Below are 22208 nucleotides of genomic sequence, written 5' to 3'. Positions count from 1 at the left end.
CTTGCCCTGACCCGCACCGTCCGTCTGCCCGGCGGGCTCTCTCACATCGGCATCCCGGCCGCACGCTCGACGTGCGCGGCCGGCCGCCGCCGAAGCGGGGCGCAGACAGGAGCGACGGCGAGCGGCAGGGCCGCGCGCTGGCGCGCTGTGCGCGCCCTTGAACCAGTAGCGAAACTCGTAACAACCACCTTGTCACCACACCCCCTCACACCCACTCCCCTGCTACCTACCTCCCAACCCACACACCGCCCGCCTGGGTCTGCACGACGTTGGCGCCCACCCCTTGAAGCCTGTAGGTACCTCACCCGCTCCGACCGTGCTTCCTTGTCCGTGGTTGAACTGGCCCGGCTAGCTGGCTCTCCGCGTTCCTGCTGATCGGTACGTGGGCATGCTGGCCTTGGTCAGGGAGGCCATGCCAGAGGGGGACGAATGACGGAGCTGGTGGTCAAGCCTTGGAGGGTGCCGGGGAAGGAACGGCTCTACATCAACACGGCTGGCGCCCGCGGGGATTCAGTGGCCTGGCTCGACTGCAAGACCGGGGTCGTCACGGTCGACGTCGCGGAGTTCGAGGCTCTCGCACTGGCCAAGGTCGAGGAGTGGTGCAAGTCCTTCGGCAGCCATGTGCCACCGCGGACCGTCCGGCACCAAGGAAAGAAGAATCTTCCGGCGAAGGCAGCTCCCGTGCCTGTGCCGCAGCCTCGGGCAGAGGTTCCGTTCCTTCCCCCAATGCGAGATGAAGACGACCTTGCACGGAACCTGCCCGGCGCGGGGTTGGAGAGCCTGGTGCGCGAGGGCGAGGAGAGGTACGGGCTACTCGTCCGGCTCGCTGCCAAGGTCTACCGCCAGCGCCTCGGTGATTCGAGCACGCTTCGCGGCCTGGAAGGTGAGCAGATCGTCGGGGCCCGGCTGGAGCTGCTGAAGGCCGCTGGCTGGAAGGTGCTGCACGGGGTTCCGCTGCCGTCCGGGTCTGACATCGACCACGTGGTGATCGGCCCGTCGGGCGTCTTCACGATCAACTCGAAGCACCACCCGGGTGCCACCGTGTGGGTCGGCGACAAGGTGGTGAAGGTCAACCGCAACGGCTTCCCGTACCTGGAGAACTCGGAGTTCGAGGCGAGCCGTACCGCCAAGTTGCTCACCGAGTGGTGCGGCTTCGAGGTCCCCGTTCACCCCGTCATCGCCGTCGTCGGTGCTCAGAAGATCACGCTCGGTGCGACACCGGGGGTGACGGTCATCGACGGTGAGCAGGTCGCCTCGGTTCTGCCCTCCCAGCCGGCAGTGCTGTCCCCGAACAGGGTGGATCGGGTTTTTACCATCGCCCGCCACCGGCACGTCTGGAGCCAGCTGGGCAAGCGCGGCCGGAAAACCGACTGACTCAGCTCGCCTACGGCATGTCGATGAGCGTCCGCCCGTCGTGCGTCCGGACGTGCGGGACCGTGTCGCCCCGGACGGCGTCGAGCAAGCGGACTGCGTAGACCTCGCCCATACGGTCGGTGATCTCCTCCGGAGTTAGCCAGGCGACGGCCGTCGACTCGTCGGACAGCTGCTCGCTGCCGCCCTCGGGGTGGCACCGGAAGACCAGGGCGACGATGCCACGGGTCACGTTCTTGTAGACCCCAGTGAGCCGCTCCACCGAGACCTTGATCCCGGTCTCCTCGTACACCTCGCGGCGCACGCCGTCCTCGACCGTCTCCGAGAGCTCCAGAACTCCGCCTGGCGGTTCCCAGGTGTCGTTATCGGCCCGCCGGATCGCGAGAATCCGGCCATCGTCGCGCACCACCGCCCCAGCCACGGACACGGAGTGGAGAGGCGTTGAAACTTGCCTTGCGGTGCTGGTACTCATGTACAGGAGAATAGGAGACCTTTCAGCACCATGGCGAGTGGCGAGGCCGCATCGACGGCGAAGGCGAAGTACCAGCAGATCGCGGACGACTTGGCGTCGCAGATCCGGTCCGGGGTCCTGGCTCCCGGCGCGGCGATCCCAAGTGAAGCCGAACTCATGGAGCGCTACGGGGTCGCCTCCGGCACGGTCCGCAAGGCGGTCGCGGAGCTTCGGACGACGCAGTTGATCGAAACGCACCACGGCCGCGGCTCCTTCGTCCGCTCTCGCCCGCCTGTGCAGCGCAAGTCCTCGGACCGCTTCCGCCGCGCCCACCGGCTCGCAGGCAAGGCGGCGTACCTGGCCGAGGCAGAGCAGTCCGGCGGCAAGCCTTCCGTGAACGTGCTCTTCGTCGGACCGGTCGATGCCCCGGAAGAGATCGCCGAGCGACTGAACGTGCCCGCCGGCTCGAAGGTACTGGCCCGTAAGCGGCGGTACTTCCGCGACGGGACACCGACTGAGGAAGCGACTTCCTACCTGCCGTGGGACGTGGTCAAGGACATCCCGGAGACCTTCGCCGAGAACCCCGGCGGCGGCGGCATCTACGCACGCCTAGAGGAGCACGGCCACACGTTGGCCGAGTTCACCGAGACCGTCCGGGCCCGGCTGGCCACGAAGGCCGAGACGGCCGCGCTGGCGCTGAGTCCTGGTTCCCCAGTGATCCACCTCGTCCGGGACGCCGTCACGAATGACGGCCGCGTGGTAGAGGTCTGCGACACCGTAATGGCCGCTGACCAGTTCGTTCTGGACTACCGCTTCGCCGCACGCGACTGACGCCAACTCAACTCCTGTAGCCCGTCGCAAGATTCTTTCTCGCGGCGGGTTGACTCATGTACAGGAGTCGGGCGCTCTTCTATCCATCAGCTCATGTACATGAGTGCATGAGAACATCTCCGTTAGAGGAGCTGCACCGGGCTGCCCCACTTGGCCCGGATGCCCGATGAAGGAGCCAGAGCATGCGCTTCATCCCCGTCGACACGACCGACGCGCTGGTGATGGTCGCCCAGGCGCCCCGCCCGAAGCTCAAGGACCGCCGGACCGGTGAGATGGCCATGGACGCCGAGACCGGTGCGCTGCTGATCACCCTGGATGTCACGTTCGTGGCCAACGGCGAGGCGGACATCCTGTCCCTCACCGTGCCGCAGCCGGGCATCCCGGACGGGCTGGCTCCCGGCGTGCTGGTCACCCTCACGCGGCTGATCGCCCGGCCGTGGGAGAACGAGTTCAACGGTCAGAAGCGCTCCGGCATCGCCTTCCGGGCCGACGCCGTGACGATCGCCTCCCCGGTCCTCGCCGGCGCGAACGCCTAATCGCCGTGGACACCCTGACCACGACGCTCCTGGAGCTGAGCGTCCCAGCGGCCACGGTCGGCGTCGGCGCGTTCTACGCCAAGGCAAAGATGCCCCGGACCTACTGGGCGACCATCGGCCTGCCGCTGGCCGTCCACCGCATCCGGCACGACTTCGAGAACGTCATGGAGGCCTGTGGGCTGACCGTGGAGCCCACGTTCTGGCGCGCCATGTCCTCATCCGGCACCGACCGGCCGGCCAAGCCCGCGATGCCGGTGATCCGTGGCGTGCAGCCGAGTTCGACTGGCCTGCGGATTCGACTCCGTCTCGCCCCGGGTCAGCAGACGGCGGACCTGGTCGACGCCGCCGAACGGCTGCGGCACGCCTGGGAGGTCCACGCGGTTCACGTCTCGGAGGTCAAGCCCGGGGTAGTCGACCTGCGGATCGTCGGCTTCGACGTGTTGCGGAACGTACGCATGCCGCGCCGGGCCATCGCCAAGTCCCCTGAGCTGCTTCGGGTTCCGGTCGCGCTGCGGGCCGACGGCACCGTTCACTACCGGGACTACCGGCAGGCTCCGAACGGGCTCAACCTCGGCGCCAACCAATCCGGGAAGTCGATGTTCACCCGCAATCTGGTCCACGGCCTCGCCCCTCAGCCGGTCGCCCTGGTCGGGATCGACTGCAAGCGCGGCGTTGAACAGCGCCCCTTCGCCCCGCGGCTGTCCGCTCTGGCCACCAACCAGGGCGAAGCGCTCGGGCTGCTACTCGCGCTGCTGGTCGAGATGGACGACCGGTACGACCTCATCCGGGACCACCAGGGCGTCCCCGGATCAGTCGCAGCCGAGGAGCTGACCGCCGACATCTGGGGCCTGCCCGAGGATGTTCGACCGGCCCCGATCGTCGTCCTGGTCGACGAGATCGCCGAACTCTTCCTGGCGGCCAGCAAGGCCGATGAGGAACGGCGAAACCAGATCGTCACGGCGCTCATCCGGCTGGCCCAACTCGCCCGCGCCGCCGGCATCTACCTGGAGATCGCCGGTCAGCGCTTCGGCTCGGAGCTAGGCAAGGGCGCGACCCTGCTCCGTTCCCAACTCACCGGCCGCACTGTCCACCGGGTCAACGACCTGGAGACGGCGAAGATGGGTCTCGGCGACATCTCCGACGACGCAGTCACGGCCTCCACCAGAATCAGCCCGGACATGCCCGGCATGGCGGTCGCCGGCGACACCTCCGGCCAGTGGTCCGAGATCCGCACGCCGTACCGCTCGCTCACCGAAGTCGCCGATCGCTGCGGCGAGTTCGCATACCTGACGCGCGACCTGGGCCGTCTGGCGGCCTTCCGCCCGCAGGTCGCCAGCCCGGCGAGCATTCCGCCGATTCCCTCGACGCCGCCGGACCTGGTTCCGGTCTCGCTCGGCAAGTAGCGACACCTCCCCCCCATCGGCCGGCGCGGCCGTATCGCGCCAAGTCCTTACCCCGCCACGTCTGATGCGAGGAGATCACCAATGTCCCGCAAGCCGTCCATCGCCGAGATCGGCGCCTTCCTCGGCCACCTCAAGGCCACCCGCGACAACAACGACGACGCCGGCCCGCTGCTCGCCGAGAAGGCCGATCTCCTGGAGCGCATCGCCAGGGCCAACCCGCACGACCGCGACGCCGCCCAGCTCGCCCGCGAGGCCCGCGCCGCCGCCGACCGCGCCCAGCGCAACAGCCGGTGACCCCGGTGGCCGCCCGCAAGCGCACCGCGCCGCCGAAGCCCTCGCCCTGTGAGCCCTGCAAGGGCACCGGCCAGACCACCGAGACCGTCTACGCCGGCCGGGGTTCGCGCCGCCGCCCGGTCGCCCAGCAGGAGGCGACCTGCCTCGACTGCCTCGGCACTGGCACCGCCCCCGCGTAACCCAGCCGCGACGGGACGGGCGGTCGACCACCAGATCGCCGCCCGGTCCGCACTCCACATGGGAGAGAAGCCATGAAGCAGGACACCTACCACTGCGTCCTCACGCTGCAGCAGACCGTGCCCGGCGCGACCGCCATCGGCACCTTCGCGAACATCATCACGCCCTCGCCCGGGATGACCCGCGCCGACATCTTCGAGAAGGCGATCGCCACGCTGACCCGACACCAGCCGGAGCTCACCGGCGGCGCGGTCCTCTTCTTCTCCCTCGACAAGAACCAGGTCTGACGGAGTACGTCATGCGTCGACTCCCCAAGCTGGACGCCGTACTGGCGCAAGCGGTGATCGCCGCCGCCCTCTCCTTCGCCCACCTCCACGACCTCGCCGCAGCCGCCGGCCAAGCCGGTTGGAAGTCCTGGGCCTACCCGGTGTCCGTCGACCTCTTGCTGGTCGCCGCCTGGCGCCGGATGCGCTCCGGGACCGCCCGCCGGCTCGCCTGGTGCTGGTTCGTCATCGCGCTGGCCGCCTCGCTCGGCGCCAACGTCGGCACCGCCGGACTGCTCGATCTCGGCAACGCCCCCGCCTGGCTCCGCGTTCTCGTCGCCGGCTGGCCCGCCGCCGCGTTCCTCGGCGGCACCCTGCTCGCCCACTCGACCACCACGCCCACCGCGGAATCCCCGACAGCCGAGCCGGAGCCGGACGACCGCGAGCCCAACGACGTCCCGCCGCTCTACGTCACCGCCGCAGAACCGATCACCGAACCGGACGTCGAGCCGACGCCCGTCCCGCCTCCTGCGGTTGTCCCGGCGATCGAACCGGCTCCCATTCCGGCGTCGCCCCAGCCTCCCGTACCGGTGCCGACCCCGGTCCCCGCACCAGCACCCGCGCCCACGGTCCCGGCCTTCCTCCTCGACCACGCCCGCAAGGTCGCCGACGATCACCACACCCGCACGGGAACCCCGATCGACGCCGCCACGCTTCGTGCCCGCCTCGGGGTTCAGGACCCGCTCGCCTCGGCGCTCGTCGCCGAACTCGCCTGAAGGGCTCGCCTGGTGAACATCCAGCTTCCGTTCATCGTCATTCTCGCGATCGTCGCCTGGTTCATCGTCCGGCACCTCCGACTGCGCTGGTGGACCGTCGCCGCGCTCGTCCTCCTCGGCTTCTACCTCGCCGGCACCTCCGCCGCCCCACTGATCGACAACACGACCCGCGACGGCGTGAGCGTCATCAACAAGACCTCCAACAAGTAGCAAGCCAGAAAGGAGAGTTGGCCATGGCGACCACTGTCCGTCTGCCGCCCTTGGTCACCGTGGACGGCTCCGGCCTCGTCGCCGAGATCGAGGCGTACCTGGCCTCGCTTCCCGCCCCGGCCCGCATCACGGTCCCGTACGTCTCGCCGCTCGGCTCCACCGTCCAGCCCTGGACCGCCGGCTACCCGGCGCCCCGGCTCACGCTCCTCGACCGGATCACCCACCGCCCGGCCCGCCCGGTGTCGGTGAGCGCCGCCGGCCACCTCCGGCTCACCTCCCGCTACATCGGCGCCTTCGGCTGGCTCCAGGGCGCCATGTGGGACTCCGCCGGCCGCGTCTGCCTCCTCGGCGCCCAGGCCGCCGTCCTCGCCCACGGCTACGGCACCCCGGCCACCGTCACCACGGCCCGCGTCCAGCTCATGGAGATTCTGCACGCCACCGGGCGTCCCGCCAGCTCCCCGGATGAGTACAACGACCGCCCCGCCACCCGGCAGGCCGACATCCACCACCTGCTCGCCCAGGCCGCCAGCCGCGCCCAGCGCCTCGGCCTCTGACCTCCCCGGGACGGCCAACACGCCGCCAGCATCCCGCCGCCCCGGAGATCGCGACCCCAACCACACCCATCACGAAGGACCGCACATGGATCTGCCCACGATCTTTGCCGCCGGTGCACCGCTGATCGGATGGACCACCCACGGCGCCTGGCTGAACCGCCGCCTCGCGACCGCCCGCCGCGACCCGCTCACCGGGCTCCACACCCGTGACGGCTTCACCGCCCGCGCCCACCGGCTGACCCAGCGCCACCCGGACCGCGCCTCGGTACTGCTGATCGACCTGGACGACTTCAAGGCCACCAACGACACCTACGGCCACGCCGCCGGCGACGTCGTGCTCACCGCAACCGCCGCTCGCCTGTCCGCCTGGTGCGGCCGTCCCGGCATCGCAGCCCGCCTCGGCGGGGACGAGTTCGCCGCCGTCGTCCTGGACGCCCCCGAGCGCCTGCCCGACCTCCGCGCAGCCCTCAACCAGCCGGTCCCACACTCCGGTCTCACGCTCTCGGCCTCCGCCTCGGTGGGTATCTGCCCCGTCGCCGAGCTTCCGGTCGTCTCGCTCACGGACGCACTCGCCTGCGCCGACCGGGACATGTACGCGCACAAGCGCGACGGCCGCACCTCCCGCCGCCGCTGATTCGAAGACCGGCCCCGGGGCGGCAACACGCCGCCAAGCATCCCGCCGCCCCGAGGCCGCAACCCCTTCCCGAACCGAAGCCCACGAAGGAGAGCTCCATCATGCCGCAGCACAGCCACGCCCCGAGCCGGATTTGCCCGAACTGCTCCGGCTTCGCCTCCGTCGTCATCGCCACCGGCATCCGCCGCCGCGACGGCTCCCGCGCCACCGTCCCGGTCACCTGCCCGACCTGCCACGGTGCCGGCACCATCGCCCGCCCGCTGGCCACCACCGCCAAGACGGCCTGACCGATGGCCCTCCTCGACTGGCGCGACTCCCGCCACTGGGCCCCGCAGCCCGCCCCCTGCGGCGTCTGCGACAAGCCCACCAACCTGCGCTCCGACCGTGGCAAGCCCGTCCACAAGGTCTGCGCCGAAGAGTGGACCGACCGCCACCAGAAGCCCGCCAACCCGTCCTGAGCCGCTCCGCCCCGGAGCCGCTCGCCCACCCGGCTCCGGGGCCCTCTCCCACAGGAGATGCCCCGTGCTCCACCAACTCCCGGACCGACTGGCCCTCGCCGACCTGGCCCGCCTCGCCTCCCGAGGCGACCTTCCCCGCCTCCACGACCAGCTCCGCCGTACCGGCGGCTGTGCCAACCCGATCCACCTCAAGGGCTTCCGCACCCTCACCCACGCCCCCACCGGCGCCGTCTGGCACCGGTACTCCACCGACCACGAGCCCGGCCAGCGTCTCAAGGTCGCCTGCGGCAACCGCCGTTCCTCCCGCTGCCCGTCCTGCGCCCGCACGTACTCGGCGGACACCTTTCACCTGATCCGCGCCGGCCTCGCCGGAGACACCACCAAGAACGTCCCGACCACCGTCCGCTCCCACCCCCGGGTCTTCGCCACCCTCACCGCCCCAAGCTTCGGCCCGGTCCACAACCGACCCGACAAGGGCACCTGCCGCTGCGGCCACGCCCACCCCGCCGGATCACCGCTGCTCGGCACGCCACTGACCCCGGAGCGCTACGACTACGGGCACGCGGTGCTGTGGAACAACCACGCCCCCGACCTGTGGCGCCGCTTCACGATCTACCTGTTCCGGGCCATGGCCAAGATGACCGGGCTCTACCAGCGGGACTTCAAGGAGCAGGCGAAGATCTCGTTCGGCAAGGTCGCCGAGTACCAGCGCCGCGGCGCCGTCCACTTCCACGCCGTCATCCGCATCGACGGCCCCGACGGCCCCGACACGCCCCCGCCCGCCTGGGCCACCGTCGCCCTGCTGGACGCCGCGATCCGGGCCGCCGCCCGCCGCGCCGGTGTCCCTGTCGCTGCCGGAGGTGACCAGCCCGCCCGCGTCCTGGAGTGGGGCACGCAGGTCGATGTCCGCCCGATCGGGGCCTTCGCCGGCGGGGAGATCACAGAGCGGGCCGTAGCCTCCTACGTCGCCAAGTACGCCACCAAGTCCGCCGAGACGACCGAGACGGTAGACCGGCGCATCCTGGAGCGCCACGAACTCGACCGGCACGACCTGCCCGCCCACACCCGCCGCCTGATCGAAGCCTGCTGGGACCTCGACAAGGACTATCCGGGCCGCCTGCTGGCGCACTGGTCCCACATGCTCGGCTTCCGCGGCCACTTCTCCAGCAAGTCCCCCACCTACTCGACCACCCTCGGCGCCCTCCGCCAGGTCCGCGCCGACTACCGCGCCGACCAAGCCCGCACCGAACTCCGGGAACGCCTGCTCGCCGCCGGGCTACCCGACCTGGACGACCTGCCCGACACCGAAACCCTGGTCCTCGCCCACTGGACCTTCGCCGGCGCCGGAAACTCCCCAGGTGAGTCGATGCTCGCCGCCACCATCGCCCGGGACCTGCACGAACGCCACACCACCGACCGACAGGAGATACGCGCCCAACTCGCGCGAGAAGAAGGGGAACAGGCATGGACCGCCTGCTGACCGTCAAGGAAGTCGCCGAACGCCTCGGCACCTGGGAAAGCAGCGGGGAGCGCTTCCCCCGCCGCCTGGTCGCCGAACGCCGGATCGCCTTCGTGAAGGTCGGACGCCACGTGCGCATCACGGAAGCGGCCCTCGCCAACTACGTGACCGCCAACACCGTCCAGCCCCGATCCCGCCGACTGCGGGCGGTGGCCTAAGTGGCAAGCAAGCGAAGGCAGTTCGGCCGCATCCGCAAGCTCCCGTCCGGCCGGTATCAGGCCCGGTACCTCGACCCGACCGGCCTCCTCCGGCCGGCCCCGGAGACCTTCGAGACCAAGACCGACGCGGACGACTGGCTGGCCGAGATGCAGACCAGCATCCGCAAGAAGGATTGGCGCGACCCCGACGCGGGAGCGGTCAACTTCGGCAAGTACGCCGAAGCGTGGATCACCGAACGCGGCCTGATGGCGACCACCCTGGAGCTGTACCGCCGACTGCTGCGGCTGCACTTGGAACCGACCTTCGGGGACCTCGACCTGGACGAGATCACGCCTCCGCTCGTCCGCGCATGGCGGGCCGAACTCCGGGCCACCGGCAAGCACACCACGGCTGCGAAGGCGTACCGCCTGCTCAAGTCCGTGATGGCCACCGCGACCGATGACGAGCTGATCCGCCGGAACCCGTGCCGGATCAAGGGTGCGGGCAAGGAGTCGGCCGAGGAACGCGGAGTTGCCAGCATTGAGAAGGTCTACGAGCTGGCCGAGTTCGTGGGGCCGCGCTGGCGCGCCATGGTCCTACTCGCCGCCTTCACCACGCTCCGCCCGGAGGAACTGGCCGAACTGCGGCGCAAGGACATCGACCTCGGGGCCAGTACGGTCCGCGTCCGGCTCGCCGCCCCCGAACTCAACACCGGCCGGCGCGCGCTCGGGGACACCAAGTCCGACGCGGGCAGACGGACCGTGACCATCCCGGCCGCCGTCCTGCCGGATGTCCGGCTGCACCTGGAGCTGTTCGCCGAGAAGGGTGATGAGGGCCTGCTGTTCGTCGGCGAGAAGGGTGCCCCGTTCCGCCGGACCTCCTTCGGGCGAATCTGGCGGAAGGCGCGCGCCAGGGCGGGCATGCCGGGCTTCCGCTTCTACGACCTCCGGCACACCGGCAACAACCTGGCTGCCGCCACCGGGGCCAGCCTCAAGGAGCTGATGGCTCGCATGGGGCACGCCTCCGTCCGGGCCGCGCTGATCTACCAGCACGCGACCAGCGAGCGGGATCAGAAGATCGCGGACGGCATGGATGCAGCGATCACCAATGCCCTCGGCCGGGACACGGAACCGCCCGACGAGTCATAGGGGCACGCAAGGGGCACGAGAGCCCAGAAACGCGAAAGGCCCGGGTCGGGGATCATGCCCCTGACCTGGGCCTTTACTGCTGGAGCGGGCGACGAGAATCGAACTCGCGCTCTAAGCTTGGGAAGCTCATGTTCTACCATTAAACTACGCCCGCCTGATGAGCCGTCAGAGACCGCTCAATCCAGTGTCACTGTACCCCATTCGCGACGGTGGTTGCACGGCCCGCCCAGGGAGTGGTGGGGCGGGTGGGGGTGGGTGGGGGTGGGTGGGGGGCGTACTGTGTGGGCCGCGTACGAGTGCTCCGGCGGGTGGGTTCGGGGCGGCGAGCCACGGTGTGGAATGTCCGGAGCATCCCCTAATGTGACGCTGTCCCGGGGCGAGGTCCCGCGGGGCGCGATGAGTACGGGTGAGTACTGGGTTAGGGATGGGAAGGGGATCGATGGAGCAGCGCGCCGTCGTTCGTTGTGCCGAGGGGCACCTGTTCAGCACCACCACGTTCCCGATGCAGAACCTCGGTCCGGGCCGGCTCGGGCCCGGGCGGCTGATCCGCTGTCCGCAGTGCGGGCGGCTGAGGAGTTCGGTGCTGGCCGACGTGCGGGAGCTGTCGGCGCCGCAACTGGACCGGGCGCTGCGGCTGGAGGCCGCGGAGTTCCTGGCCTGACGGTCGACGCGAGGACGGAACGGGCCCCGGGCGGATTCGTCCGGGGCCCTGTCGTGCACGTAACCTCGAAGCGTGCTGCTCTCTGACAAGGACATCCGGACCGAAATCGACCTGGGCCGGGTCGTCGTCGACCCGTTCGACCCGGCGATGATCCAGCCGTCGAGCATCGACGTGCGCCTCGACCGCTTCTTCCGCGTGTTCGAGAACCATCGCTACCCGCACATCGACCCCTCCGAGGAGCAGCCGGACCTGACCCGGCTGGTGGAGCCCGAGGGCGACGACGCGTTCATCCTGCACCCGGGCGAGTTCGTGCTGGCCTCGACGTACGAGGTCATCTCGCTGCCCGACGACGTGGCGTCCCGGCTGGAGGGCAAGTCGAGCCTGGGCCGGCTGGGCCTGCTGACGCACTCGACGGCCGGCTTCATCGACCCCGGTTTCAACGGTCACGTGACGCTGGAGCTGTCGAACGTCGCGACGCTGCCGATCAAGCTGTACCCGGGGATGAAGATCGGGCAGCTCTGCCTGTTCCGGCTCTCCTCGCCGTCGGAGCACCCGTACGGCTCGGAGCGGTACGGCTCGCGCTACCAGGGCCAGCGCGGCCCGACGCCGTCCCGTTCGTTCATGAACTTCCACCGCACCGACGTCTGATCCGGGCGGAGCGCACGCAGCACGGGCGGCCGCCCCTCGCCGATGACGGACGAGGGGCGGCCGCCCGTCGCGTTTCCCGCGTGCTCAGGCCCGCTTGGGGCGGGTGACGGCGACCAGTTCGGTGCCGTCCTCGGAGAGCCGCAGTTCGGTGCGGAGTTCGGCGAGTTCGCCGAGGTGGTGCAGGTGGGTGCCGCCGCAGAAGATCTGCGCGCCGCCCTCGGGCAGCTCGCAGTGCCACTGGCGGCGGGCGGTGAGCTCGGGGCCGGGGACCTCGATGCGGACCGGGGCGTCGGCGGCGACCCAGGCGGCGAGCCGGGCGTTGACGGCCTCGGTGAGGGCGGGCAGGGCGTCGGCGAGGGCGGGGAGCTCGTCGGTGGCGTCCGCCGTGAAGCCCTTCTTCTTCAGCGACTTGCCGAGCCGGTAGGTGTCGGTGCTGGCCTCGGTGTCCATCACCGAGGTGGCCATCGCGAGGCTGTCGAAGTCGGGGTGGCCGAGGGCGTCGGAGCGGCCCGGGTCCTTGCGCCAGCGCGGCGCGAGGGCCTCGTTGAGGGCGAGGGCGAGCAGGTGGCAGCCGCTGTGCGAGGCGCTGAGGGCGGCCCGGCGGTCGGCGTCGACGGCGAGGACGGCGGTGCGCCCGACGAGGTCGCCGGGGTCGGTGTCGACGACGTGCAGGACCAGCCAGGACCACTCCTCGTCGCCGCGCCGGACCGGGATGTCGGCGCCGACCAGCGGAGTTCCGCCGTCCGGGCCGACGGCGCCGGTGAGGCAGTCGACGACGGCCAGCTCGGTGCCGTCGACGGTGAGGGTGCCGAGGTCGGCGGGCTGGTCGGGCCAGGTGTGGTCGAGCGGGTGGAACGGGGTGGCCCCGGTCACGACGGCGTGCCGGCCGTCCCCCAGCGGGTGCACCGCGATCACCGTCGACTCGCCGGTCACCGCCCCGGCCGGGAAGCTGACGTGCGTGGTGGGGAGGGTCATTCCTGGCTCCGGTGACGTGGAACGGGTGAGGGAGTGAGGGGTGAGGGGGGGGCTGGGGGGTGAAGAGGGTGGACGGGCCCCGGCCTGACCGGGATCCGTCCACCATTGTGCCCTCCGGCCGTCAGCCCAGGGTCGGCAGCTTGATCAGCACCAGCAGCGCGAGCAGTTGCACCGCCGAGGCGGCGGCCGCCTTGCCCCAGGGCAGGTCGTGCACCCGTCGGACCATGCTGGTCAGCAGGTACGCGCAGAACGCCCAGGTGGCCCAGCCGGCGACCTGGACGACCGCGCTGCCCGAGGGCAGCACCAGGTCGAGCAGCAGCCGGGGCGTGTCCGTCAGCCAGCCGATCAGCGCGGCCAGGCCGACCGTCGACTTCCACGGGCCGTCCCCGCCGAGCTGGCGGGCCAGCGCGTAGGTGACGCCGCCGAAGAGCGCTCCGGCCACGGCGAAGCCGATCGCGGCGGCGGCGATGCCAGTCAGCGCGACGGTGAAGGTCGAGTCGACGATGTCGTCGTGGGTCAGGCCGATGCCGAGCACCGCGAGCGCGCCGTACAGCATCGAGACGGTGAGGGCGGGCAGCCAGACCTGGTGGTCGCGGGCGCGGTCGAAGGTCGCGGTGGGGGCGCGGAAGATGCCGATGAGCAGTTCGCGCCAGTGCGGGCGGGGCCCGGCGACGTGCGGGGCGGACTGGCCGCCGGCCCGGTAGACGGTGACGTTGTCCTGGCCGTACGGCGGCTGCTGCTGCGGCCCGTAGCCGTCCTGGCCGTAGCCGTCGCCCTGCGGGTGTCCGCCCTGGTCGTAGCCCTGGTCGTAGCCCTCGGCGCCGTACCCCGCCTGCGGGTACCCGGGGTGTCCGCCGTACTGGCCCTGGTCGTAGTACCCGCGGTGGGGCGGCTCCTGCGCGTACGGGTCGCCGGTCGGGAAGGCCCGGGTGCCGCCGGGCCGGTCGGCGGCGTACGGGTCGTAGCCGCCCTGCGGGCCCGGGGCGCCGGGGCCTCCGGGCGTGCCGTCGGGGCCGTCGGCCACACCCCGGTGCGGGGCCGTGAAGTACTCCGGCCCGTCCGTCTGCCCGTGCCCCCCGGGCCCCGCCGGCGGCGGAGGGGGCGCCCACCCGCCGTGGGGGTCGGCGCCCTGCCCGCTGTCGTATCGATTACCAGCCACGCTCTGACGGTACCCGTCCGGCCCAATCCGCGTGGGGCCTGGACGGAGCCGGGGCCGGTTTGCAGCGAGCCTGAGACGAACCCGGCCGAAATCCCGCCGCCGACGGCGCCAGCGGCCCGACCCGGCCCGGGTCCTACCGCTGCGCGCTGACCGAGGGCCCGTGCACCGCGGCGGCCGCGGCGGTGCCGGCCGGGCAGCCACCAGGGCCGGCCGAGGTGCGGACCGCGCCGACCGGCAGCAGGGTGCCGCAGGCGATCCGGATGCCGTTCGGCAGCTCGTTGTCGGATTCGACGATCGCGCCGTCGCCGATCACCGCGCCGTCCAGCGCCGAGCGGGCGCCGACGGTGGCGAAGGCGCCCACGATGGAGTCCTTGACCAGGGACTCCGGGCCGACCACCGCGCCCGGCAGGATCACGCTGCCCTCGACGATCGCGCCGGCCTCGACCACCGCGTTCGCGGAGACCACGGTGCCGCCGCTGAGCACCGCGCCGGGGTGGACGGTGGCGCCGGGCAGCAGCAGGGCGTCGCCGGTCGGGCCGGGGACGGCCGGGGAGTCGACCTTGCCGAGCACCAGGTCGGCCGATCCGCGGACGAACGCGGCCGGGGTGCCGAGGTCGAGCCAGTACGAGGTGTCGACGACGCCGCGCAGCAGCGCGCCGGTGGCCAGCAGCTCGGGGAAGGTCTCGCGTTCGACGGACACCTCGCGGCCGGCCGGGATGCGGTCGATGACGGACCGGGTGAAGACGTAGCAGCCGGCGTTGATCTGGTCGGTGACGATCTGCTCGGGCGTCTCCGGCTTCTCCAGGAACTCCAGCACCCGCCCGTTCGCGTCGGTCGGGACGAGGCCGAAGGCGCGCGGGTCCTCGACCCGGGTGAGGTGCAGGGTGACGTCGGCCCCGGCGGCCACGTGGCCGTCGCGCAGGGCGGCGATGTCGACGCCGGAGAGGATGTCGCCGTTGAAGACCAGCACGGGCTCGTCGGGGCCGCAGGTCAGCCCGGACGCCGCGTTGCGGATCGCGCCGCCGGTGCCCAGCGGCTCGCGTTCGGTCAGGTAGACCAGCTCGATGCCGTACGGGGTGCCGTCCTGGAAGTGGTCCTCGAAGACCTCGGCCAGGTACGAGGTGGCCAGCACGACGCGGGTGACGCCGGCGGCGGCCGCGCGGGCCAGCTGGTGGGCGATGAAGGGGACGCCCGCCACCGGCAGCATGGGCTTGGGGGTGTGGGTGGTCAGCGGACGCAGTCGCGTGCCCTTACCACCGACCAGCATGATCGCCTCGGTCATGGTCTGCGCTGTTCCCCTTGTGCTCTGCGGCCCCGGCCCGGCGGGCCGATACCTCCGTCGGTGGTCTGGACCCGTCCGGCCGTCCGGAACGGGTCGACCGGCGCGAGGCCGGTCTGCCGCCTACTGTATTTCCTCCCAACGGGCGGACACTCAGGCGGCCGTGCGATTGGCACCACTCCCCTACGGGTCCCGCCCCGGATCCACCCCCGGTCCGGCCCGTCCCGGCCCCCCAAAAGCCCGGCCCGGCGGGCGCTCTCGCGGTGACCACCGGGCCGGGCAGTTGTAGCAGAACTGTCGAACAGAGGACGCTACGCGTCCACCGTCGCAGGCTCCTCGGCGCCGGCCGGCGGGGTCGCCTTCACCGAGTCGAGCAGCAGCTGGGCGACGTCGACCACCTTCAGGTGCTCCTTGGCGGCGCCCTCGTTCTTCTTGCCGTTGACCGAGTCGGAGAGCATCACCAGGCAGAACGGGCAGGCGGTGGAGACGATGTCCGGGTTGAGGGACAGCGCCTCGTCCACGCGCTCGGTGTTGATCCGCTTGCCGATGCGCTCCTCCATCCACATCCGGGCACCGCCGGCGCCGCAGCAGAAGCCGCGCTCCTTGTGCCGGTGCATCTCCTGCTGGCGCAGACCGGGGACCTTGTCCATGATCTCGCGCGGCGGGCTGTAGACCTTGTTGTGGCGGCCCAGGTAGCAGGGGTCGTGGTAGGTGATCAGGCCCTCGACCGGGTTGACCGGGACGAGCTTGCCCTCGTCGATCAGGTGCTGCAGCAGCTGGGTGTGGTGGATGACCTCGAAGTGGCCGCCCAGCTGCGGGTACTCGTTGGCGATGGTGTTGAAGCAGTGCGGGCAGGTGGCGACGATCCGCTTGACCGGCGCGTCCTCCAGGGCCGCGTTCAGCGTCTCGACGTTCTGCGCGCCGAGCATCTGGAAGAGGAACTCGTTGCCCAGCCGGCGGGCGGAGTCACCGGTGCAGGACTCCTCCTTGCCGAGGATGGCGAACTTCACGCCCGCGGTGTGCAGCAGTTCGGCGAAGGCCTTGGTGGTCTTCTTGGCGCGGTCCTCCAGGGCGCCGGCGCAGCCGACCCAGTAGAGGTACTCGACCTCGGCGGGGTCGATGTCCTCGCCGATCACCGGCACCTCGATGCCGGTCTCCTTCTTGAGCTCCTTGACCCAGTCCAGGCGGGCCTTGGTGGCCATGCCCCACGGGTTGCCCTTGTTCTCCAGGTTCTTGAGCATCGTCCCGGCCTCGGTCGGGAACGAGGACTCGATCATCACCTGGTAGCGGCGCATGTCGACGATGTGGTCGATGTGCTCGATGTCCACCGGGCACTGCTCGACGCAGGCGCCGCAGGTGGTGCAGGACCACAGGACGTCCGGGTCGATGACGCCGTTCTCCTCCGCGGTGCCGATCAGCGGGCGCTCGGCCTCGGCCAGGGCGGCCGCCGGGACGTCCTTGAGCTGCTCGGCGGTGGCCTTCTCCTCGCCCTCCATGTCCTTGCCGCCACCGGCCAGCAGGTAGGGCGCCTTGCCGAAGGCGTGCTCGCGCAGGCTCATGATCAGCAGCTTCGGCGAGAGCGGCTTGCCGGTGTTCCAGGCCGGGCACTGCGACTGGCAGCGGCCGCACTCGGTGCAGGTGGAGAAGTCGAGGATGCCCTTCCAGGAGAAGTGCTCGACCTGGGAGACGCCGAAGACGGCGTCCTCGGCCGGGTCCTCGAAGTCGATCGGCCGGCCGCCGCTGGTCATCGGGCGCAGGGCGCCGAGCGCAGTGCCGCCGTCCTCCTCGCGCTTGAAGTAGATGTTGAAGAAGCCGAGGAAGCGGTGCCAGGCCACGCCCATCGAGGGGTTGATGCCGATGGTGGTCGCCCACGCGAACGAGATGCAGATCTTCAGCATCGCGAAGAGGTAGATCAGGTTCTCCAGCGTGCCGTGCGACAGGCCGCTGAGGGCGGAGACCAGCGGGTACGACACCAGGTGCTCGGGCCCGTACGAGTCGACGCCGTTGAGGGCGCCCTCCAGGGCGCGCAGCATCAGGATGCACAGGCCGATGCCGAGGATCGTGTACTCGACGTAGAAGGCCTGCCAGGCGATCGAGCCGGCGAAGCGGGACTTGCGGCCGGACCGGGACGGCAGGCTGAGCAGCCGGATCACGATCAGCGTCGCGATGCCCAGCGTGGTGAGGGTGCCGACGAGCTCGACGAAGAGCTGCCAGAGCATCCAGTGGCCGATGATCGGCAGCGCGAACTCGGCGTCGAAGAGCTGGCCGAAGGCGTTGACGATGGTCAGCACCAGGCTGAAGAAGCCGACGGCGACGAACCAGTGGGCGATGCCCACGATCCCCCAGCGGTTCATCCGGGTGTGGCCGATGAACTCGACCGCGACGGTCTTCACCCGCTGGGCGGGCCGGCCGAAGCGGGTGGGGTCCGGCTGGCCGGTCCGCACCACTTTGTAGATGTACAGCGCCGCACGGGCGGCGAGCGCGGTGCCGATCACGAATGTGACCAGCGAGATGACGATCGCTGCTAGCTGCATCGGCTCTCCGTCTCCTGCGGCTTGCTGTTGAGCGGTCTTTGAACGGTCTTGCGTGGAACGAATTGTACTCGTCGGTAACTTGCCGGGCCGACGGCCCGGACATTACCGCCCGCCACCAGTCCTCCAGAAGGTTCCCAAGCTATGGCGGCAGTCACGTGGCACCACACGCGCCACGGCCAGGACCACGGCCACGACCGAGGTCACGGGCAGTCGCCGCGGCCACGGGAAGCGGACCGCTCAGCAAAGTTGAGCGGCAGTGACTCATCCCTGTTGACGGCACCCACCCGGTCGTGCATCCTTGAGCCTGTAAAGCTCAACTCTTCCGTGGAGGTATTTACGATGGCACGCGCGGTCGGCATCGACCTCGGTACGACGAACTCGGTCGTCAGCGTTCTGGAGGGTGGCGAGCCCACCGTCATCACGAACGCCGAGGGCGCGCGGACCACGCCGTCCGTCGTCGCTTTCGCGAAGAACGGCGAGGTCCTGGTCGGCGAGGTGGCCAAGCGTCAGGCGGTCACCAACGTCGACCGCACCATCCGCTCGGTCAAGCGCCACATGGGCACCGGGTGGAAGATCAACCTGGACGGCAAGGACTTCAACCCGCAGCAGATCAGCGCCTTCGTGCTGCAGAAGCTGAAGCGGGACGCCGAGGCCTACCTGGGTGAGACCGTCACCGACGCCGTCATCACCGTCCCGGCGTACTTCTCCGACTCCGAGCGCCAGGCCACCAAGGAGGCCGGTGAGATCGCGGGCCTCAACGTCCTGCGCATCGTCAACGAGCCGACCGCGGCCGCCCTGGCCTACGGCCTCGACAAGGACGACCAGACCATTCTGGTCTTCGACCTCGGCGGCGGCACCTTCGACGTCTCCCTGCTGGAGATCGGCGACGGGGTCGTCGAGGTGAAGGCCACCAACGGTGACAACCACCTCGGTGGTGACGACTGGGACCAGAAGGTCGTCGACCACCTGGTCAAGGTCTTCCAGGCCGGCCACGGCGTCGACCTGTCCAAGGACAAGATGGCCCTGCAGCGTCTGCGCGAGGCCGCCGAGAAGGCCAAGATCGAGCTGTCCTCGTCCTCCGAGACCTCGATCAACCTGCCCTACATCACGGCCTCCGCCGAGGGCCCGCTGCACCTGGACGAGAAGCTCACCCGCGCCCAGTTCCAGCAGCTCACCTCCGACCTGCTGGAGCGCTGCAAGGTCCCGTTCCACAACGTGATCAAGGACGCCGGCATCTCGCTCTCCGAGATCGACCACGTCGTCCTGGTCGGCGGCTCGACCCGCATGCCCGCCGTCGCCGAGCTCGTCCGCGAGCTGACCGGCGGCAAGGACGCCAACAAGGGCGTCAACCCGGACGAGGTCGTCGCCATCGGCGCCGCGCTCCAGGCCGGTGTCCTCAAGGGCGAGGTCAAGGACGTCCTGCTGCTCGACGTCACCCCGCTGTCCCTCGGCATCGAGACCAAGGGCGGCATCATGACCAAGCTGATCGAGCGCAACACCACGATCCCGACCAAGCGCTCCGAGATCTTCACCACGGCCGAGGACAACCAGCCGTCCGTGCAGATCCAGGTCTACCAGGGCGAGCGCGAGATCGCGGCGTACAACAAGAAGCTGGGCATGTTCGAGCTGACCGGCCTGCCGCCGGCGCCGCGCGGCCTGCCGCAGATCGAGGTCACCTTCGACATCGACGCCAACGGCATCATGCACGTCGGCGCGAAGGACCTCGGCACCGGCAAGGAGCAGAAGATGACCGTCACCGGCGGCTCCGCGCTGCCGAAGGACGACATCGAGCGCATGATGCGCGAGGCCGAGCAGTACGCGGAGGAGGACCACAAGCGCCGCGAGTCCGTCGAGACCCGCAACTCCGCCGAGCAGCTCGTCTACTCGACCGAGAAGTTCATCGCGGACAACACCGACAAGCTCCCCGCCGACGTCAAGGCCGAGGTCGAGACCGCCATCGGCGAGCTCAAGGAGGCCCTGAAGGGCGAGGACATCGCGAAGATCCGCGAAGCCTCGGAGAAGGTCTCCACCACCGCGCAGAAGCTCGGCCAGGCGCTGTACGCCAACGCCGACGCCGCCGCCCCGGCCGGCGAGTCCGCCCAGGCCAAGGACGACGACGTCGTCGACGCCGAGATCGTGGACGACGAGAAGCCCAAGGGCGGTGCGGCATGACGGACAAGCCGCAGGGCGGCAAGCCCGGCGACGACTCCGCCGCCGACGAGGCTGTGATCAAGGCCGCCGAGGAGGCCGCCGCAGCCGGCGCCGCCGACTCCGGCTCCGGTGCTGGCTCCGACGAACTCGCCACTGCCAAGCGGGAGTCGGCCGAGCGCACCGCCGACCTGCAGCGTCTGCAGGCCGAGTACCAGAACTACCGCAAGCGGGTCGAGCGCGACCGGCTGACGGTCCGCGAGATCGCGGTCTCCAACATCCTGGAGTCCCTGATCCCGGTGCTCGACGACATCGGCCGCGCCCGCGAGCACGGCGAGGTCACCGGCGGCTTCAAGTCCGTCGCCGAGTCCCTGGAGACGGTCGTCGCCAAGCTGGGCCTCCAGCAGTTCGGCAAGGAGGGCGAGCCCTTCGACCCGACCATGCACGAGGCGCTGATGCACAGCTACTCCTCGGACGTCACCGAGGACACCTGCGTGCAGATCCTCCAGCCCGGCTACCGCATCGGCGAGCGGATCATCCGCCCCGCCATGGTCGCCGTCGCGGAGCCCCAGCCGGGCACCCAGACCACGGCCGCGCCCGACGGCGAGGCGAAGTCCGGGGACGCGGACAAGTCCGACGGTGGTTCGGACAGCTGACAACCTGTGACAGCTGACAACCAGTGCGCTGCGGAGTCGTACGCCGGCCAGAACGGCGGCCGACTCCGCAGCGCGCTGTCAACAGCGCCCGGTGGAGCGGCTGTTGACAGCGCAGCGAGGATGGACATCGGGAGGTGGCGGCAGCTATGAGCAAGCGCAGCGAGCGAATCGTTGAAAGGCGCGTGTTGCGCGGAGCGGCTGCCGAGCGGAGCGAGGTGGACGCATGAGTGGCAAGGACTACGTGGAGAAGGACTACTACAAGGTCCTCGGCGTGCCCAAGGACGCCACCGCCGCCGAGATCAAGAAGACCTACCGCAAGCTCGCGCGCGAGTTCCACCCGGACGCCAACAAGGGCGACGCCAAGGCCGAAGACCGCTTCAAGGACATCTCCGAGGCCTACGACGTCCTGTCCGACGAGAAGCGCCGCAAGGAGTACGACGAGGCCCGCAGCCTCTTCGCCAACGGCGGCTTCCGGGCCGGCGGCCCCGGCCAGGGCAACGGCAGCTACAGCTTCGACTTCGGCGACCTCTTCAGCGGCAGCCAGAACACCGGCAGCGGCGGGCTCGGCGACGTCTTCGGCGGACTCTTCAACCGCAGCGGCGGCCGGCAGGCCCAGCCCCGGCGCGGCGCCGACGTCGAGACCGAGGTGACCCTCGCCTTCGACGAGGCCGTCGACGGTGCGACCGTCCCGCTGCGGATGACCAGCCAGGCCCCCTGCCGCACCTGCAACGGCACCGGCGCCAAGTCCGGCACCACCCCGCGGGTCTGCCCGACCTGCGTCGGCGCCGGCACCGTCAGCCGCGGCCAGGGCGCGTTCGCGCTCTCCGAGCCGTGCAAGGACTGCCGCGGGCGCGGCATGATCGTCGATGACCCGTGCGTCGACTGCCACGGCAGCGGCCGGGCCAGCTCCGCCCACACCATGCAGGTCCGCATCCCGGCCGGCGTCCAGGACGCCCAGCGCATCCGGCTCAAGGGCAAGGGCGCCCAGGGCGAACGCGGCGGACAGCCCGGCGACCTCTACGTCACCGTGCACGTCGACCCGCACCCCGTCTTCGGGCGCAAGGGGGACAACCTCACCGTCACCGTCCCCGTCACCTTCCCCGAAGCCACCCTCGGCGCCACCATCGAGGTGCCCACGCTGAACGGGCCGGCCGTGAAGCTGAAGCTGCCCCCCGGCAGCGCCAACGGCCTCACCATGCGCGCCCGCGGCAAGGGCGCCACCCGCAAGGACGGCACCCGCGGCGACCTCCTCGTCACCGTCGAGGTCGTGGTGCCGCGGCACATCACCGGGGACGCGCTGAACGCCCTGGAGCAGTACCGCGAGGCCACCGCCTCCGACGACCCACGAGCCGCCCTGTTCCGGGCGGCGAAGGGAGCGTGACGAC

At 70.7% G+C, this 22208-nt stretch carries 25 protein-coding genes, 1 tRNA gene and 1 pseudogene; 21 read left to right on the top strand and 6 right to left on the bottom strand.

Annotated features, from left to right (window positions below; genetic code table 11):
* Positions 1 to 429 precede the first annotated feature (429 nt).
* Positions 430 to 1374 (top strand): nuclease-related domain-containing protein, encoded by a 945-nt coding sequence (locus ACFWPI_RS09990; RefSeq protein WP_380369903.1) that lies wholly within the window; start codon positions 430 to 432, stop codon positions 1372 to 1374.
* Between the two features lie 10 nt (positions 1375 to 1384).
* Here ACFWPI_RS09990 and ACFWPI_RS09985 read toward each other — a convergent pair whose 3' ends face one another.
* Positions 1385 to 1855, bottom strand: coding sequence for an NUDIX hydrolase (locus ACFWPI_RS09985; RefSeq protein ID WP_380369930.1), 471 nt, complete (start codon positions 1853 to 1855; stop codon positions 1385 to 1387).
* Positions 1856 to 1873: 18 nt separating this feature from the next.
* On the opposite strand from ACFWPI_RS09985, the gene ACFWPI_RS09980 reads away from it, so the two are divergent.
* The 15 genes from ACFWPI_RS09980 (at position 1874) to ACFWPI_RS09910 (ending at position 10763) form a co-directional block, all read left to right on the top strand.
* Positions 1874 to 2653 (top strand): GntR family transcriptional regulator, encoded by a 780-nt coding sequence (locus ACFWPI_RS09980; protein WP_380369900.1) that lies wholly within the window; start codon positions 1874 to 1876, stop codon positions 2651 to 2653.
* Positions 2654 to 2835: 182 nt separating this feature from the next.
* Positions 2836 to 3189, top strand: a complete 354-nt coding sequence (locus ACFWPI_RS09975; RefSeq protein ID WP_380369897.1) for a hypothetical protein — start codon at positions 2836 to 2838, stop codon at positions 3187 to 3189.
* 5 nt (positions 3190 to 3194) lie between these two features.
* Positions 3195 to 4592, top strand: coding sequence for an FtsK/SpoIIIE domain-containing protein (locus tag ACFWPI_RS09970; protein ID WP_380369894.1), 1398 nt, complete (start codon positions 3195 to 3197; stop codon positions 4590 to 4592).
* A gap of 81 nt (positions 4593 to 4673) precedes the next feature.
* Entirely contained in the window at positions 4674 to 4886 is a 213-nt protein-coding gene (locus ACFWPI_RS09965) for a hypothetical protein (protein WP_363370537.1), read from the top strand.
* A gap of 5 nt (positions 4887 to 4891) precedes the next feature.
* On the top strand, positions 4892 to 5065 hold the full coding sequence (locus ACFWPI_RS09960; protein WP_380369890.1) for a hypothetical protein: 174 nt from the start codon (positions 4892 to 4894) through the stop codon (positions 5063 to 5065).
* A 72-nt stretch (positions 5066 to 5137) separates the two neighbouring features.
* The gene (locus tag ACFWPI_RS09955) at positions 5138 to 5350 is read left to right on the top strand and encodes a hypothetical protein (RefSeq protein WP_380369887.1); all 213 of its coding nucleotides are present in this window, start codon (positions 5138 to 5140) and stop codon (positions 5348 to 5350) included.
* 11 nt (positions 5351 to 5361) lie between these two features.
* On the top strand, positions 5362 to 6102 hold the full coding sequence (locus ACFWPI_RS09950) for a DUF2637 domain-containing protein (protein WP_380369884.1): 741 nt from the start codon (positions 5362 to 5364) through the stop codon (positions 6100 to 6102).
* A 12-nt stretch (positions 6103 to 6114) separates the two neighbouring features.
* On the top strand, positions 6115 to 6312 hold the full coding sequence (locus tag ACFWPI_RS09945; RefSeq protein WP_380369881.1) for a hypothetical protein: 198 nt from the start codon (positions 6115 to 6117) through the stop codon (positions 6310 to 6312).
* A gap of 23 nt (positions 6313 to 6335) precedes the next feature.
* Entirely contained in the window at positions 6336 to 6866 is a 531-nt protein-coding gene (locus tag ACFWPI_RS09940; protein ID WP_380369878.1) for a hypothetical protein, read from the top strand.
* A gap of 85 nt (positions 6867 to 6951) precedes the next feature.
* The gene (locus ACFWPI_RS09935) at positions 6952 to 7500 is read left to right on the top strand and encodes a GGDEF domain-containing protein (RefSeq protein WP_380369875.1); all 549 of its coding nucleotides are present in this window, start codon (positions 6952 to 6954) and stop codon (positions 7498 to 7500) included.
* Between the two features lie 101 nt (positions 7501 to 7601).
* Positions 7602 to 7787, top strand: coding sequence for a hypothetical protein (locus tag ACFWPI_RS09930; RefSeq protein WP_380369872.1), 186 nt, complete (start codon positions 7602 to 7604; stop codon positions 7785 to 7787).
* Between the two features lie 3 nt (positions 7788 to 7790).
* Positions 7791 to 7958 carry a hypothetical protein gene (locus ACFWPI_RS09925; protein WP_380369869.1) on the top strand — a complete coding sequence of 56 codons (168 nt, stop codon included), beginning with the start codon at positions 7791 to 7793 and terminating at the stop codon, positions 7956 to 7958.
* A 64-nt stretch (positions 7959 to 8022) separates the two neighbouring features.
* A complete protein-coding gene (repSA, locus tag ACFWPI_RS09920) occupies positions 8023 to 9438 on the top strand; it encodes a replication initiator protein RepSA (RefSeq protein WP_380369866.1) in 1416 nt (471 codons plus the stop codon).
* Complete coding sequence (locus ACFWPI_RS09915; protein ID WP_380369863.1) at positions 9423 to 9635, top strand: excisionase family DNA-binding protein; 213 nt, start codon at positions 9423 to 9425, stop codon at positions 9633 to 9635. Before repSA ends, ACFWPI_RS09915 begins: the two co-directional genes overlap by 16 nt.
* Entirely contained in the window at positions 9636 to 10763 is a 1128-nt protein-coding gene (locus ACFWPI_RS09910) for a tyrosine-type recombinase/integrase (protein WP_380369860.1), read from the top strand. It begins immediately after the preceding gene.
* Positions 10764 to 10843: 80 nt separating this feature from the next.
* Here ACFWPI_RS09910 and ACFWPI_RS09905 read toward each other — a convergent pair.
* A tRNA-Gly gene (locus ACFWPI_RS09905) sits at positions 10844 to 10917 on the bottom strand.
* A 285-nt stretch (positions 10918 to 11202) separates the two neighbouring features.
* On the opposite strand from ACFWPI_RS09905, the gene ACFWPI_RS09900 reads away from it, so the two are divergent.
* Together ACFWPI_RS09900 and dcd are read left to right on the top strand one after the other, a co-directional pair.
* Positions 11203 to 11424 carry a hypothetical protein gene (locus tag ACFWPI_RS09900; RefSeq protein ID WP_079135746.1) on the top strand — a complete coding sequence of 74 codons (222 nt, stop codon included), beginning with the start codon at positions 11203 to 11205 and terminating at the stop codon, positions 11422 to 11424.
* A gap of 72 nt (positions 11425 to 11496) precedes the next feature.
* Positions 11497 to 12072: a dCTP deaminase gene (gene dcd / locus ACFWPI_RS09895; protein ID WP_063348548.1), complete on the top strand. Its 576-nt coding sequence runs from the start codon at positions 11497 to 11499 to the stop codon at positions 12070 to 12072.
* Positions 12073 to 12156: 84 nt separating this feature from the next.
* On the opposite strand, the gene ACFWPI_RS09890 is transcribed toward dcd, so the two are convergent.
* From ACFWPI_RS09890 to ACFWPI_RS09875, 4 genes and pseudogenes are all read right to left on the bottom strand, one after another.
* The gene (locus ACFWPI_RS09890; protein WP_380369856.1) at positions 12157 to 13047 is read right to left on the bottom strand and encodes a metal-dependent hydrolase; all 891 of its coding nucleotides are present in this window, start codon (positions 13045 to 13047) and stop codon (positions 12157 to 12159) included.
* A gap of 121 nt (positions 13048 to 13168) precedes the next feature.
* The gene (locus ACFWPI_RS09885) at positions 13169 to 14206 is read right to left on the bottom strand and encodes a Yip1 family protein (protein WP_380369853.1); all 1038 of its coding nucleotides are present in this window, start codon (positions 14204 to 14206) and stop codon (positions 13169 to 13171) included.
* A gap of 208 nt (positions 14207 to 14414) precedes the next feature.
* A pseudogene (locus ACFWPI_RS09880) lies at positions 14415 to 15488 on the bottom strand (sugar phosphate nucleotidyltransferase); the annotation flags it as partial.
* A 308-nt stretch (positions 15489 to 15796) separates the two neighbouring features.
* Positions 15797 to 18019 (bottom strand): (Fe-S)-binding protein, encoded by a 2223-nt coding sequence (locus ACFWPI_RS09875; protein ID WP_063348544.1) that lies wholly within the window; start codon positions 18017 to 18019, stop codon positions 15797 to 15799.
* A 339-nt stretch (positions 18020 to 18358) separates the two neighbouring features.
* Here ACFWPI_RS09875 and dnaK point away from each other — a divergent pair, with 339 nt between their 5' ends.
* The 3 genes from dnaK to dnaJ all read left to right on the top strand — a co-directional run bounded on the left by dnaK (position 18359) and on the right by dnaJ (position 22204).
* Positions 18359 to 20191: a molecular chaperone DnaK gene (dnaK, locus tag ACFWPI_RS09870; RefSeq protein ID WP_063348543.1), complete on the top strand. Its 1833-nt coding sequence runs from the start codon at positions 18359 to 18361 to the stop codon at positions 20189 to 20191.
* Positions 20188 to 20823, top strand: coding sequence for a nucleotide exchange factor GrpE (gene grpE / locus ACFWPI_RS09865; RefSeq protein WP_063348542.1), 636 nt, complete (start codon positions 20188 to 20190; stop codon positions 20821 to 20823). The genes dnaK and grpE overlap by 4 nt, the downstream gene beginning before the upstream one ends.
* Before the next feature lie 223 nt (positions 20824 to 21046).
* On the top strand, positions 21047 to 22204 hold the full coding sequence (gene dnaJ, locus ACFWPI_RS09860; protein ID WP_363368337.1) for a molecular chaperone DnaJ: 1158 nt from the start codon (positions 21047 to 21049) through the stop codon (positions 22202 to 22204).
* Positions 22205 to 22208 lie beyond the last annotated feature (4 nt).

Source organism: Kitasatospora sp. NPDC058492 (genome assembly GCF_042720685.1).
Taxonomy (GTDB): domain Bacteria; phylum Actinomycetota; class Actinomycetes; order Streptomycetales; family Streptomycetaceae; genus Kitasatospora.
This window is presented reverse-complemented; position numbering and strand designations above follow the sequence as displayed.

Coding starts and splice junctions, on each gene's coding strand:
- ACFWPI_RS09965 (WP_363370537.1), top strand. CDS start 4,674: ATGTCCCGCAAGCCGTCCATCGCCGAGATCGGCGCCTTCCTCGGCCAC.
- dnaK (WP_063348543.1), top strand. CDS start 18,359: ATGGCACGCGCGGTCGGCATCGACCTCGGTACGACGAACTCGGTCGTC.
- ACFWPI_RS09925 (WP_380369869.1), top strand. CDS start 7,791: ATGGCCCTCCTCGACTGGCGCGACTCCCGCCACTGGGCCCCGCAGCCC.
- ACFWPI_RS09890 (WP_380369856.1), bottom strand. CDS start 13,047: ATGACCCTCCCCACCACGCACGTCAGCTTCCCGGCCGGGGCGGTGACC.
- ACFWPI_RS09980 (WP_380369900.1), top strand. CDS start 1,874: ATGGCGAGTGGCGAGGCCGCATCGACGGCGAAGGCGAAGTACCAGCAG.
- ACFWPI_RS09900 (WP_079135746.1), top strand. CDS start 11,203: ATGGAGCAGCGCGCCGTCGTTCGTTGTGCCGAGGGGCACCTGTTCAGC.
- ACFWPI_RS09990 (WP_380369903.1), top strand. CDS start 430: ATGACGGAGCTGGTGGTCAAGCCTTGGAGGGTGCCGGGGAAGGAACGG.
- ACFWPI_RS09950 (WP_380369884.1), top strand. CDS start 5,362: ATGCGTCGACTCCCCAAGCTGGACGCCGTACTGGCGCAAGCGGTGATC.
- ACFWPI_RS09955 (WP_380369887.1), top strand. CDS start 5,138: ATGAAGCAGGACACCTACCACTGCGTCCTCACGCTGCAGCAGACCGTG.
- ACFWPI_RS09875 (WP_063348544.1), bottom strand. CDS start 18,019: ATGCAGCTAGCAGCGATCGTCATCTCGCTGGTCACATTCGTGATCGGC.
- dnaJ (WP_363368337.1), top strand. CDS start 21,047: ATGAGTGGCAAGGACTACGTGGAGAAGGACTACTACAAGGTCCTCGGC.
- ACFWPI_RS09930 (WP_380369872.1), top strand. CDS start 7,602: ATGCCGCAGCACAGCCACGCCCCGAGCCGGATTTGCCCGAACTGCTCC.
- ACFWPI_RS09935 (WP_380369875.1), top strand. CDS start 6,952: ATGGATCTGCCCACGATCTTTGCCGCCGGTGCACCGCTGATCGGATGG.
- ACFWPI_RS09940 (WP_380369878.1), top strand. CDS start 6,336: ATGGCGACCACTGTCCGTCTGCCGCCCTTGGTCACCGTGGACGGCTCC.
- ACFWPI_RS09915 (WP_380369863.1), top strand. CDS start 9,423: ATGGACCGCCTGCTGACCGTCAAGGAAGTCGCCGAACGCCTCGGCACC.
- ACFWPI_RS09975 (WP_380369897.1), top strand. CDS start 2,836: ATGCGCTTCATCCCCGTCGACACGACCGACGCGCTGGTGATGGTCGCC.
- grpE (WP_063348542.1), top strand. CDS start 20,188: ATGACGGACAAGCCGCAGGGCGGCAAGCCCGGCGACGACTCCGCCGCC.